Origin of the sequence: Gottfriedia solisilvae, assembly GCF_002128405.1 — a bacterium.
GTDB classification, from domain to species: Bacteria; Bacillota; Bacilli; order Bacillales; family Bacillaceae_G; genus Gottfriedia; species Gottfriedia solisilvae.
On the sequence record NZ_NETJ01000001.1, the window covers coordinates 783,012 to 796,869 of the forward strand.

A 13,858-nucleotide genomic window follows, 5' to 3' on the forward strand; every position below is an offset into this window, starting at 1 on the left:
TAGAAACGCTTGTTTCGTATTTTAACGCCTATAAAACTAAAAATCTATTAATTTAAGTATATGAAAATTAAAAAACTCGGCATTTTAACCGAGCTTTCTTATTATAAAATATGCAGTTATAATTTATAAGTCTTGACTTTCATTAATTAATTTCACTAATAGACTTGCTCCATTTTTCACGCTAGATAGCCTAATTTGTTCTCTACTACCGCTAAATTGGAATTCTTTGACAATTGCTGGAGAATCAGCAATTTTTATACCAATATAAACCTTACCTACTGGTACATCCTCACTTGCAATTGGTCCAGCTTCTCCAGTAAAACTTATTGAAACATCACTACGTGAGATACTTTGAATGTTTTCAACTAACGACTTAGCACATTCTATACTCACTGCCCCTTCTTTTTCAAGTAATTCTTTTGGCACATTTAATAGATTTTGTTTCACTTCATTTGAATAACAAACGATACTTCCTTTAAAGATTGACGAATTACCTGGAATATCTGTCATTCTTTTACTAAACAATCCACCTGTTAAGCTTTCAGCAGCTGATATTGAAAGATTGTGTTTTTTTAATTTTTTTGATAGGACGATAAACAAATTATCGCCATTTGAGCCATATATAAATTGTCCAACACGTTCACGGATTTGATGTTCAGCTTGTTCAATCAATTTATTAGCAGCAACTTCATCCTCGGCACTTGCAGTAACTCTAAGCATAACCTCACCTTCACTCGCTAAAGGAGCGATCGTTGGGTTCGATTGATTTTCAAGTAAATCAATAATCTTTGTCTCTAAAATAGACTCGCCAATGCCAAAGAACTTAAGTTCTTTTGATACAATTGTGTTAGTTTCCTTCCCTTTTAAGAAATAAGGAATTAACTCATTTTCTACCATTGGAATCATTTCTTTTGGGGGACCTGGTAACAGTACGAATTGTTTATTCTCACCTTCGTAAACCATCCCTGGAGCCATTCCATTATGATTCATTAAAACATGTGCGTTATTAATAACTAATGCTTGTTTTTTATTATTCTCAGTCATCGGTCGGTTAACTTTTAAGAAATATTGTTCGATAAATTGCAATGAAGGTTCATGAATGATTAATGTTTCATTTAGAAATTCAGAGACAACTTCTTTTGTTAAATCATCTTTAGTTGGACCTAACCCACCTGTTAATATGATAAGATCACTGCGTGTTATAGCAACATCTAATACATGCTTCAATCGTTCTGCATTGTCTCCAACAACAGTTTGGAAATGATGGTGATAACCAAGTGTAGACAAGTGTTTAGCTAAAAATTGAGCATTGGTATTCGCAATTTGACCTAATAGAAGCTCGGTTCCAACCGCAATAATTTCAGCCTTTTTCATATCATTTCCTCCTATTAATACAAGTTACATTGATTTAATAAGAACTTCTCTATTTTTATAGAAGTAATCCCAACCAGAATACACTGTATAGAATAGTGCAACCCAAAGAGATACGTCAGCAATTGAAAACGGTAAGAAGTTTAATGGGAAATCATGTAAGAAGTAAGCAGAAATTGCAACAATTTGTGCCCATGTCTTAATTTTTCCTAGCATTGCTGCCGCATGAACTTCTCCAGATCCAGCTAAAATCATTCTTAATCCAGTTACTGCAAATTCTCTACTAATAATCACAATTGTGATCCATGCTGGTACGTAATGAAAATCCGTTAAAATAATTAAAGCAGAAGAAACTAGTAACTTGTCTGCAAGAGGGTCTAAAAACTTCCCAAAGTTTGTTACTAAGTTATACTTACGTGCAAAATGACCATCTATAAAATCAGTAACGGATGCTAGAATAAAGATAGCCGCCCCTACGAGATGATTAACTGGTATGGAGTCACCTAGTAAAGTAACATTCCCCCATCCGAAGTCAATTAACACAACAATCATAAATAGTGGTATTAAGCATACCCTTGATACTGTAATCTTATTTGGTAAATTCATGGTAAAAACCTCCAAAACTTTCTAAAAAATGAAGCTAATTTATTGGAAATGAATAAAAGCCATCTTGAAGATGACTATTGATTCATTTTTAAATTTTTGATCGTAATATATTGGTGTACTGATTCCGATGGACTAACAGGAAACTCAAATACTTCATCATTGATTCTTAATTCAACAGCCTGTGTTGCACCAATATTTAATGTTACTTCTTCTTCATCAGTAAAATCAAAAGTTTGATTTTTAGATTTATTGATCATACCTGCAAACAGAGACGATCCAGCTTTATTTTTAATACCTAAATACACATCACCAGTAGCGCCAATTACTTCTAGTTTAAATACATCAGTTCCAGTTAATGATACAGTTGTATATTTACCTTCAGCAGAATCTACTGTGATTTTTTGTGTTGTTTCTTCAGTTTGATTTTCTTCATCCTGAGTAACATCATCTTTCGTTTCTTCGTTTGTTGCTTCATCATCTTTATTTGTTTCATCTAAAGCATTATTTTCAGGTTTTTCAATTTCTGAATTTGCATTAGATTGGTTTGTATTTGCAGAATTGTTATCGTTATCTTTCGTTGGGAACATCACGTAAATTAGAATACAAATACCAATAATAAGAAGGGCAATTAATATTTTTGGTAAATAATCCATTACGCGTGATGACTTCACATTCACACCTAATGGTTCTTTAAGCTTCGAAGAACGTGTAGGTATTTCCTCATGTTTAACTTCTTCTACGTGACTTGAACCTTCTTCAGTGTCTTCTACTGTCGGTTTTTCCACTAAGAAATTCGAGACATCAACATTTACTGTTTCTGCATATTGACGTATAAAAGCACGTACATAAAACTGTCCAGGTAATATTTCATAGTTACCTTCTTCAATCGCTTCTAAATAGCGTTTTTGTATCTTTGTTAATTCTTGCACATCATCGATCGATAAACCTTTAGCTTCTCTAGCTTCTCGTAATATTTTTCCTAATTCTGTCACAATTTACACCCCAACTAACTTTAAAAATCAAACATTGAGAACGAGTTGTGTCCATCTTTATTTTGGTCTACTAGTTCATATTTAATTTCTTCGTTTTCATCATTTCTTAGTTCTATTATGTAATCAAAATCTTCTAATGAGTATTCAGTCTGTTGTACAAATACGTCAGGATGTTCTACTACTTTTACAGAAGGCATCGCCATGATTTCACGAACCAATTGCCAATGTTGCTCATTTGCTCTTCTATGAGAAAGTATTCCATCTATAATAAATACATTTTCAGAATTATACTCATCTTCTATTAATTGACTTCTTAAAGTTTGCTTTATTAGCGTTGAAGATACGAATAACCATCGCTTATTTGCACAAACGCTTGCCGCTACTATTGATTCAGTTTTTCCAACACGAGGCATTCCTCTAATTCCAATTAGCTTATGTCCTGGCATCTTAAATAACTCAGCCATAAAATCAACTAACATACCCAGGTCATTGCGAACGAATCTAAATGTTTTTTTATCATCTTCATCGCGTTGAATATATGTACCATGCCTAACTGCTAAACGATCTCTAAGTGTCGGTTTTCTTAGTTTAATTATTGTTATATTGTCCATTGTATTTAAAATTGATTCAAATCTAGTAATTTGATCATCATTATCACAACCAAGTAGCATTCCACGTTTCATCGTAGCAACACCGTTAATCGTTAATATATTAATCCCTAACATACCAATAAGTGAAGCAATATCTCCAAGTAGTCCAGGGCGATTCTTATGTATTTCATACTCAAAGTACCATTCAACTAACTGCATACTTATACCCCCTCATTATAACTACTTTTACTCTACCTTTTATAATAAACGATTTTACCTTAATAGAAAAGGTAAAATATGTGAATTAGCAAACTTTCAAGACTTAAATTTACTAGGAAGTGTGCCATCCTCCATTTACTCCTAGAATCTGACCAGTTATATAGGAAGATTGTTCGGAAATAAGAAATGCAACGGTATTGGCTATTTCGTTTGGAATGGCTAATCTATTTAATGGAATTTCCTCTGCAATACTTTGTAATTCTTCCTCACTAAACGTGTGTAACATATTCGTTTTTACAGCACCAGGTGCAACAGCATTTACACGAATCCCACTTGGTCCTAGCTCTTTTGCTAATGCCATTACATAAGCATTTTGAGCACCTTTTGTAGTAGAATATAAAACTTCACATGATGCACCAATTTGGCCCCAAATAGAAGAAATAACAACAATACTACCAGTTTTTTTTGAAACCATTTCTGGTATAAAATGATTTACTAGTTTAATCAAGCTTTTAATATGTAATTGCATCATTTTATCAATTTCATCATCGCTAGCATCCGTAATTAATCCAAAAATAGATTGTCCAGACGCATAAATTATTGAATCTATTTTAGAGTGATTATCTATTTTTGATAGCAAATCATTAACACCTAATTCATTTGATAAATCTGCTTGGACTATTTGACAATCAACTTCATTCTCTTTTGCTAGTTCTAGTAACTTTTTGACACTTTGATCATTCCGATTGTAATGTGCAATCAAATCGTAATTTTCTTCAATACATTTTTGAGATATCGCTAGTCCTATATCTCCACTTGCTCCAACAACCAAAATTCTTTTTCTCATTTTATTTTCTCCAATTGTAAGACTTCTATAAATTGAATACTGATAGGGACAGATGAACTTGGAGTTTTCCTGCCAAAAGCTCGTTTTTAGCCAAATCCAAAGATTAAAACTCGGCTAGTGCTTGTCGGAGCAAAGCGAACGCCTTCCGCTTTTCAAATAAAAGGCATCCTATAAAGGATGCCTTCTAGTTTAATGAGGAAGTACGAAGAATTCACTCATATAGTCTTCATTTATTAAATGACTAACACTTGATTTTAAGTCCTCTACTGTAATAGATTGTAGCACACTTACGATGTCAAATAAATTCATATCTAAGAATGCATATCTTGTAAATTGATTTGCGATATATTCTGGTGAATTCAGTGAACGTAAAAATCCACCTATTTTCTTTTTCACAACTCGATCTACGATTTCTTTTTCCCATTGAAGTGAATTTGTGTCTAATAGGACTTCTTTGATTTTTGCTGATAGTTTTTCTGGTGAAGTTGAGTCTCCACCGATAATCGCAAATGCAAATCCATTCTCTGCCGAGTAATCATATGAGAATGTGTCATCTATTAGGCCTTCTTCGTACATTTCTTGATACGTATTTGATCCTTTTCCAAATAAATAATCGAGTAATAAAGAAACAGTCAGCTCATGTTTCAATAATTCTGGGCCTTTTTTCGGTGCATTAAAATCCTTTACACCGACTAAAACTTTGGATGATTGAACATTCATATGTAACACTTTCTTCTTTTCTGCTGAACTTGCTGTTTCTTCCGGGAAGAACCTTTTTATTTCATTTGCATCTTTAAATGTTTTTTTGTTTTGATTTTCTTTAATAAGTGTCATTGTTTTTTCAGGATCAACAGGTCCTACGACGAAAAACAGCATATTACTTGGATGGTAGAACGTTTCATAGCAAGTATATAATAATTCTTTCGTAATGTTAGAAATAGATTCTACAGTTCCAGCTATGTCTGTTCTAACTGGATGCTTTCCGTATAGAGACGCAATCATTCCAAAGTATTGTCTCCAGTCTGGATTATCTTCGTACATTTTGATTTCCTGACCAATAATGCCTTTTTCTTTTTCTACGCTTTGGTCGGAGAAATATGGATCTTGCACAAAGTCTAATAAGGTAATTAAATTTTGGTCAACATTATTCGTTGCTGAAAATAAATATGCAGTTCTTGTAAAGCTTGTAAATGCATTAGAAGATGCTCCTTGTTTACTAAAAACTTGGAATACGTCTCCATCTTTTTTCTCGAAAAGCTTATGCTCTAAAAAATGAGCAATTCCGTCTGGAACAACTAACTTCTCATCTTTTCCAAGAGGGATAAATTCAGAATCAATTGAACCATACTTGGTCGTAAAGGTAGCATAAGTTTTGTTGTACCCTTGTTTTGGGAGAATATAGACTTTTAATCCATTGTCCATCTCCTCAAAATAAAGTGTTTCATTTAGTTGTTCAAAATATTGCTTTTCCATTATGCTCCCTCCTGACCTTTTAAGAAGTATGTTGTATGAAGTTTGATTTTATTTGCAACTTGAATAATTTCCTCTTTTGTAACTTTTTCAATTGCTGGTATCCATTCTTCTATTGCACGCTCATTACCGCCTGCGTGGTCATTAAATAGCGTTTCGATAATTCCATAAGCAGTATCCATACCTTCTAAAAGACTATTTTTAATGACTAATTTTGTTTGTGCAATTTCTTCCTCTGTAAAATTACCTTTTCGCATTTCCTCGAGTTGCTCGGCAATAATCGTCGTTGCTTTTTCGTAATTTTCATTTGCAATACCTGACATCACCATTAGAATCGACTTATGGCTTTCAAATCGTGATGCTGCATAATAAGCTAAACTATTTTTTTCACGAACATTGATAAATAGCTTTGAGTGCGAATATCCACCAAATAATCCGTTAAATACTTGCAGTGCAAAATATTCTGGATCTTGAATTGAAACATCTGTTGTATATCCGATATGTAATTTTGCTTGATTTAATTTTTGCTCTTCGATAACTTCTTGAGGAGATTCAATTGAACTAGCTTTAACCGTATCGAAACCTTTTTGTTCAACACTTGTATTTTTGAAGTTTTCCTCAACAAGCGCTTGGCATTGTTCGAATGAAACATCCCCAACGATATATAAATCAATTAAATCCTGTTGTAATGATGTTTGATAATATTGATAAAGCCCTTCTGCCGTAATTGATTTAACGGCCTCTGTTTTACCATTCGCTAGTAAAGCATACGGATCATTTTTAAACATTTCTTCAACTAGACGCTGATTTGCATATTTAAGCTTATCATCATTAATTGATTGAATGCGCTGGATTTGACTACGCTTTTGAGTTTCAAGATGCTTTGAAGAAAAGCTTCCATTTTCCAAATAAGGATTTTGCCAGATTGAGGATATAAGAGCAATTGCTTCATTTAATAGTGCACTTTGATTTGAAAGGTATTTTTCATTTGCAATATCAATGGAAAAAGACATGACATGCGAGTCACCTTTTTTTGAGACATCTACAAAAAACGTTGCTCCATATAATTCTTCAAGCTTTCTACGAATTTCACCATTTGTAGGAAAATCCTGAGTTCCACTTTGTAAAACATAAGGTAAGATACCTCTGTAAGAAATTGTATCTTCTTCAAGCTTTCCTCGAACTTTTAATGTGATCGAATTTGTTTTAAATTTTTCTGTAGTGATGACATGTAGCTTAATCCCATTTATTTCACTGTTTCTATACTGTAGCAAATTCACTTAAAAACCCTCCTTAGTCTTAAAAGTGTATATTTATACTTATTTCCAATATCTTCATTGTATCTCTAATTTTACCAAAAATAAAACCTACAGCTTAGTTTACCCAAATTTCTAAAATTAAAGTATTGGTTCCTGGCGAATGACTATCCATTTTAGTCCGAGTTAGAGTGAATTTATACGGATTAACTTAGAAATGAAAACTACATATGTTATCCTCGAAAATTTACTTACAAAAAAAGAAGCTTCCTGCTGACAGGAAGCTTCCCCGAGAATATATTGTATTAACGTTTCCCTTTTTCATAAGCAACACCAACAGATTTTGGTGCTTGAGATGATTTAGAGAAAATAACTAACGCAATAAGTGTTACTACGTATGGGAATAACTTTAATGCTAATGGTGGAATTTGTGCCAAGCTTGGAATTACTTGCGAAACGTTTGCAACTGTTGTTGCAACTCCAAAGAATAATGTTGCTGCAAGAATTCCTAATGGCTTCCACTGACCAAAAATTAATGCGGCGATTGCAAGGAAACCTAATCCAGCAACACTTCCAGTAAACTCACCAGAATATGTTACTAAAATGATTGCTCCCCCTAAGCCTGAAAATGCACCAGAAATGATAACGCCTAAATAACGAATGCGATAAACATTAATACCAGCTGCATCTGCTGCTTGAGGATATTCACCACAAGCACGTAAACGTAAACCAAATCTTGTTTTATAAATAACAAAAGTACTAACAATTAAAATAAGTAATACTAACCATGTTGTTGCGTAAGCATTTTTAAAGAATAGGTCACCGATTATAGGAATATCACTTAAGAATGAAACATCTCCACGATCCAACCCGTTCACACGAATATTACCTGATCCAGTTAAATTTCTAGCTAAGAATATTGTTAATGCACCTGCAATCATATTGATTGCAATCCCACTGATAACTTGGTCTGCATTTAAATTAATACTAGCAAATGCATGTAATAATGAGAATAAGGCACCAGCAATAACTGCAACTAAAAGACCTACCCAGATTACCCAAGCTTCACCTGGGTTTGTTTCTTGTAATTTTGAAATTGTTAATGCACTTGCAAAGCCACCAACAACCATAAGACCTTCTAATCCGATATTTACAACACCGCTTCGTTCAGAAAATAGTCCACCTAACGCTACGATTAATAAAGGAATCGTATAGGCAATCGCATATGGGAAAATTTGTATGATAGTATCCATTGCCTTATTTCACCTTCTCTCCAACATTGCTTTCAACTGCTTCTTTTTTATACTTACGTTTCTTACCGAAGTAATCCGTTACCTTTTTAATTAAGACACTAGTCGCAGCGAAATAAATAATGATTGCAATAATAACATCAGCAATCTCTGGTGGAATTGCAGTCATTGCACTCATAAAACCTTTACCAGAGTATAAAAGACCAAAGAAAATTGCTGAGAAGAAAACACCGATTGGTGTGTTCATACCTAATAAAGCAACAGCAATTCCATCAAAACCTACAGATGGTAATATACCAATTTGGATTGTTGAGGCATTACCTGCAAATTGAACAACCCCTGCAAGTCCTGCTAATCCACCTGAAATCATCATTGATAAGATTACGTTACGATTTACAGAAATACCTGCGTATTCTGCAGCACTACGATTATAACCTACTGCTTTTAATTCATAACCTAGTACCGTACGATTAATGATAAATGCAATAACAATTACCATGATAGCTGCAAGAAATAGACCAAAGTTTATATATGATCCACCGAATATATCAGATAACCAGTGCATTTTTAATGTAGCACTATCTGGAAGATTTTTTGATTCAGTTTCAGTATTTCCTTTAAAATACTGAGGAACTAAATAGTAAATTGTCCAATAAGCAATCCAGTTCATCATGATTGTAGAAACAACTTCATGAACATTAAATTTAGCTTTTAAAAGCCCTGGGATAAATGCCCATAAAGCACCTGCTAAAAATCCAACGATAACCATTAAAGGAACAATAACGATTGATGGTAAATCAAGTGTCAATCCAATAGCAGTTGCACAAAATCCACCAAATAACATTTGTCCAGCAGCACCGATATTGAATAGACCAGTTCTAAATGCGAATGCAACAGAAAGACCTGCTAAAATTAATGGTGTAGCTGTAGCTAATGTATTACCGATACGTTCAGAATTCTGTAAACCACCTTGGAATAAATACGTAAATCCTTCAATTGGATCATTACCAGTCGCTGCAATTAGAATTGCTCCAGCAATTAACCCTAATAAAATGGCAATTAAAGAAATGATTCCGTCCTTTTTCATGCCCCTTCACCCCTCTTTATACCTGCCATCATAAGTCCTAATTCATCTTCATTCGTATCTTTTGCATCTACAATGTCAATAATTTCCCCACCATTTACGATTGCAATACGGTCAGAAAGATTTAAGACTTCATCAAGCTCTAAAGAAATTAGTAGAACAGCTTTTCCACTATCTCTTTGTTCAATTAATCTTTTATGAATGTACTCGATTGAACCTACATCTAATCCACGAGTTGGTTGACATGCAATTAATAATTCTGGTTGTAGCTCAATTTCACGGCCAATAATTGCTTTTTGCTGATTACCACCAGACATTGATTCTACAACTGTTTTAGCTCCTTCACCTGAACGAACATCAAACTCTTCAATAATTTTCTTTGCATGTTTTGCAATTGCAGCTTTATCTAAAATACCAAATTTAGAGTATGGCTCTTGATTATAAATTTCTAAAACAACATTTTCTTCAATCGTATATTCCAAAACAAGACCTCTTTTTTGTCTATCTTCTGGGATATGCGCAATACCATTATGAATTCTTTCACGGATACTATTCTTTGTAATATCTTGTCCTTTTAGAAGAATCGTTCCTTCTTCAATCGGTCTTAAACCAGTAATTGCTTCTACAAGTTCTGATTGGCCATTGCCTTCTACTCCAGCAATACCAACAATTTCACCTGCACGTACTTGAAGTGAAGCATTTTTAAGACCTAGTACTTTTTTATTATTTTTAACACTTAAGTTATTTACATCTAGTACAACTTCACCAGGAGTTGCAGCTTGTTTATCAACTTTAAAAGATACCTGACGTCCGACCATCATAGATGCCATTTCAGACTCAGAAGTTTGTTTAACATCTACAGTACCGATATATTTACCGTGACGAATAACAGTACATTGATCAGCAACAGCCTTAATTTCTTTTAATTTATGTGTAATGATAATGATTGATTTGCCTTCATTAATTAAATTTTTAATGATGTTCATTAATTCTTGAATTTCTTGAGGCGTAAGTACAGCTGTTGGTTCGTCTAAGATTAAAACTTCTGCATTACGATATAACGTTTTCAGAATTTCTACCCTTTGTTGCATTCCAACAGAAATGTCTTCAATTTTCGCATACGGGTCTACGTTTAAACCGTAAGTTTTAGATAATTCTTCAATACGTTTAGCTGCAGTTTTAATATCAACGACTAGACCTTTTTTTGGTTCAAGACCTAAAATAATATTTTCAGTCACTGTAAAGTTTGCAACAAGTTTAAAATGCTGATGAACCATTCCGATTCCAAGTTCATTTGCAACATTCGGGTTAGCGATTTTAACTTCTTTCCCTCTTACTTTGATCGTACCTTTTTCAGGAGTATACATACCAAAAAGGACGGACATTAAAGTTGATTTTCCAGCTCCATTTTCTCCTAATAGAGCGTGAACTTCACCTTTTTTTAATCGTAGTGTAATATTGTCATTCGCTATAATTCCAGGAAATTCTTTTGTTATATTTAACATTTCCACTACATATTCCATAATTTTCCTCCTTTTTATATTACGAAATCATTTATTCACAAATACGTTTTTATTTGAGTTCGAAATATTTACCTATTTTATATTTTTTAGGGAGGGTCTCTCACTCACCCACTACTCATGCCCTAATCAAAAGTAAACTTTACCATATTAAGTGCTTACATTTGATTAAGGCATGATGTTCCTTGAAAGTTGTAGAAGAAGCATACAAAAAGGTGGAATTCCTTTCCTTATGCTTCTTCTTTTAACTATTCAATGAATCGTATCATTTAAAAAATTACTTGATTAAATCGCCTTTTTCACTTGCTACAACGATTTCACCAGACTTAATTTTTCCAAATACTTCTTCAACTTTTGTTAAAGTTTCTTCGCTTAAGTTTGGATTTTCTTTTGGTAAACCAATACCATCGTTTTTAGCATCGAAAATTAAAGTTTGTCCACCAGGGAATTTTCCGTCTTTTTCAGCTTTCATCATATCAGAAGCTGCTTTAGAAACATCCTTCATAGCAGAAGTTAAGATTGTTGATTTGTTACCTTCGTAGATACCTTCAGAATATTGGTCAACGTCTACACCGATAACCCAAGCTTCTTTACCAGCTTTTGCACGAGCTTTAGATTCTGTGATTGCACCAATACCTACACCACCAGCAGCAGTGAAGATCGCTTTAACACCACGGTCATACATTTGAGCAGCAATTTGTTGTCCTGCAGCTACGTTATCAAAGCTTCCTTGATAAATTACGTTTTGAGCTTTTAAAGAGATACTAGTTCCAAGGTTTTCGTTTGCATATTTAACACCTTGTTGGAATCCCCAGTTAAATTTTTGAACGGCAGGAATTTCCATACCACCAATAAATCCAACATCACCAGTTTTTAATTGAACTGCAGTTGCAACACCAGCTAAGTAACCAGCTTCATGCTCAGCGAAGAAAATTGAAACTGTGTTATCTTTAACTACAGGTTTGAAATCACCAGCGTGTGGAGTTCCATCGATGATAACGAATTTGTCATCTTTATATTTATCTTGCGCTTTAAAAATTGCTGTTTCGAATTTGAAACCAGGCGTTACGATGAATTTGAAACCAGCATCGTGTAAGTTTCCAATTTCTTTTAAGTAGTCAGCTTCAGTACTTCCAGATGGCTTTAAGTATTTTGTATCTTTTTTCTCATTGAAGCTTAAATCTTCAGCTCCAGCTTTAATACCTTCCCAAGTACCTTGGTTAAATGACTTATCGTCAATTGTACCTGAGTCTGTTACCATACCTACTTTAAATGCGCCTTCTACATCTTTTCCTCCATCTTTACCACAAGCGCCTAAAATTGTACCTGCAGCTAAAGCCATTGAAAGAATAAGACCAGCTTTTTTCAACTTCATAAATTTTGCCCCCTTAAATTTATTTACATTTGTACTAGCTTGGTATATAATCGTTTACTTAACGATCCACCTCCCTAATAATTTTTTTATGAAATTTTCAGTTTTTTTTAGAAATACCAGCCTTTTTTATTTTCTCTTAAATTACTTTTGTATATGCAGTTAATTTCTTTTACGTAATACGTTAAAACTAAACTGATCCGCTCTAAAATAATTGTAAGAATGTAGTACAGCTCGATTTAAATCATCAAAATGTAGCTGTTCAATTAATAAAAGTGATACTTCTGGTTCACACTGTAGTAAAGGTGATACTTTATCGTGATAACCAATTGGTTCAATTCTTGCACTTGAGTATTCAATATTTCGACCTGTCACTTTTTTGATATATGAAAAAAATGAATGATCTTCAAAAGAAGGTACTTGTTTGAAATAATTAGTAGGTAGTTTATCTATACAATAAACAACCGGTTCCTCATTTGCAGTACGTATACGTTCAACGACGTGAATACGATCATCTTCAGTAATATTGAAATTATTTAAATCTTCTTTAGTAGGAACTAATAGTTTAGAAGATAAAAAGATTGTACCAGGCTCCTTACCTGCATCAACAATCATTTCCGAAACACTATTCAATTGTTCGATGCCTGTCCTAAAGATTGGTTTCGGTTTTACAAAAGTACCTACTCCATGTCTTCGAACCAAAATATTTTCTTCTTCTAATACTCTTAATGCTTCTCGCAACGTTGCTCTACTTACTCCAAATATCTTAGATAACTCATACTCTGAAGGTAACTTATGATGTGGCAAATAAATTCCATTATCTATATCTTGTTTTATTCGATCCATCACTTGGAGATAGAGTAATCTGGAGTCTGTTTTAATTTTCATGTTCCATCCCCCAAACTTTGGATTTCAGACATCAGTTGTTAGACCTCAGTCGTATAATCCTTCTTTACTATACTGTTATTTTTAAATCTTTTCAATACTTTCTGTATATTTTTTGTAAACGCTTTAATACATTTGTCGAAATGTAAGGATTCCCCTTTAATACACATAAAAAAGACTCCTATAATCCCCCAGTTTCACACAGTGAAAAAGCTAGATTATAAGAGTCAATGATTCTAGTATACGATTTCATTTTCTCCATAATAATGCTTTTTCCCCATAGTATTGCAAATACCGGTTGCAATGTAGAAACTTTCGACCCATAATGTCGAATTTATATGAGGACTTACATCTATCTGAAGAAAATAATAGCATTTCTTGTCTAAAACTGTCAAT

Annotated in this window: 12 protein-coding genes and 1 riboswitch; all 12 genes read right to left on the minus strand. The window is 33.4% G+C overall.

Annotated elements, in window-relative coordinates; all coding sequences use genetic code 11:
* Window positions 1-123: 123 nt before the first annotated feature.
* The 12 genes from CAB05_RS03830 to CAB05_RS03885 all read right to left on the minus strand — a co-directional run bounded on the left by CAB05_RS03830 (window position 124) and on the right by CAB05_RS03885 (window position 13,465).
* A complete protein-coding gene (locus CAB05_RS03830) occupies window positions 124-1,374 on the minus strand; it encodes a competence/damage-inducible protein A (protein WP_087998481.1) in 1,251 nt (416 codons plus the stop codon).
* Between the two features lie 24 nt (window positions 1,375-1,398).
* The gene (gene pgsA / locus CAB05_RS03835; protein ID WP_087998482.1) at window positions 1,399-1,977 is read right to left on the minus strand and encodes a CDP-diacylglycerol--glycerol-3-phosphate 3-phosphatidyltransferase; all 579 of its coding nucleotides are present in this window, start codon (window positions 1,975-1,977) and stop codon (window positions 1,399-1,401) included.
* A gap of 74 nt (window positions 1,978-2,051) precedes the next feature.
* A complete protein-coding gene (locus CAB05_RS03840) occupies window positions 2,052-2,969 on the minus strand; it encodes a helix-turn-helix domain-containing protein (protein ID WP_087998483.1) in 918 nt (305 codons plus the stop codon).
* 20 nt (window positions 2,970-2,989) lie between these two features.
* A complete protein-coding gene (locus tag CAB05_RS03845) occupies window positions 2,990-3,778 on the minus strand; it encodes a DUF3388 domain-containing protein (protein ID WP_087998484.1) in 789 nt (262 codons plus the stop codon).
* Between the two features lie 112 nt (window positions 3,779-3,890).
* Window positions 3,891-4,625, minus strand: coding sequence for an elongation factor P 5-aminopentanone reductase (gene ymfI, locus CAB05_RS03850; protein ID WP_087998485.1), 735 nt, complete (start codon window positions 4,623-4,625; stop codon window positions 3,891-3,893).
* A gap of 189 nt (window positions 4,626-4,814) precedes the next feature.
* Window positions 4,815-6,098 carry an EF-P 5-aminopentanol modification-associated protein YfmH gene (yfmH, locus tag CAB05_RS03855; protein WP_087998486.1) on the minus strand — a complete coding sequence of 428 codons (1,284 nt, stop codon included), beginning with the start codon at window positions 6,096-6,098 and terminating at the stop codon, window positions 4,815-4,817.
* Window positions 6,098-7,375, minus strand: coding sequence for an EF-P 5-aminopentanol modification-associated protein YfmF (gene yfmF, locus CAB05_RS03860; RefSeq protein ID WP_087998487.1), 1,278 nt, complete (start codon window positions 7,373-7,375; stop codon window positions 6,098-6,100). The genes yfmH and yfmF overlap by 1 nt, the downstream gene beginning before the upstream one ends.
* Window positions 7,376-7,656: 281 nt before the next feature.
* The gene (locus tag CAB05_RS03865) at window positions 7,657-8,604 is read right to left on the minus strand and encodes an ABC transporter permease (RefSeq protein ID WP_087998488.1); all 948 of its coding nucleotides are present in this window, start codon (window positions 8,602-8,604) and stop codon (window positions 7,657-7,659) included.
* A 4-nt stretch (window positions 8,605-8,608) separates the two neighbouring features.
* The gene (locus CAB05_RS03870) at window positions 8,609-9,688 is read right to left on the minus strand and encodes an ABC transporter permease (protein ID WP_087998489.1); all 1,080 of its coding nucleotides are present in this window, start codon (window positions 9,686-9,688) and stop codon (window positions 8,609-8,611) included.
* A complete protein-coding gene (locus CAB05_RS03875; RefSeq protein WP_087998490.1) occupies window positions 9,685-11,208 on the minus strand; it encodes an ABC transporter ATP-binding protein in 1,524 nt (507 codons plus the stop codon). The genes CAB05_RS03870 and CAB05_RS03875 overlap by 4 nt, the downstream gene beginning before the upstream one ends.
* Before the next feature lie 274 nt (window positions 11,209-11,482).
* Window positions 11,483-12,580: a BMP family lipoprotein gene (locus tag CAB05_RS03880; RefSeq protein WP_087998491.1), complete on the minus strand. Its 1,098-nt coding sequence runs from the start codon at window positions 12,578-12,580 to the stop codon at window positions 11,483-11,485.
* A 159-nt stretch (window positions 12,581-12,739) separates the two neighbouring features.
* Window positions 12,740-13,465: a GntR family transcriptional regulator gene (locus CAB05_RS03885; RefSeq protein ID WP_087998492.1), complete on the minus strand. Its 726-nt coding sequence runs from the start codon at window positions 13,463-13,465 to the stop codon at window positions 12,740-12,742.
* Between the two features lie 257 nt (window positions 13,466-13,722).
* A riboswitch (purine riboswitch) is annotated at window positions 13,723-13,824 on the minus strand.
* Window positions 13,825-13,858 lie beyond the last annotated feature (34 nt).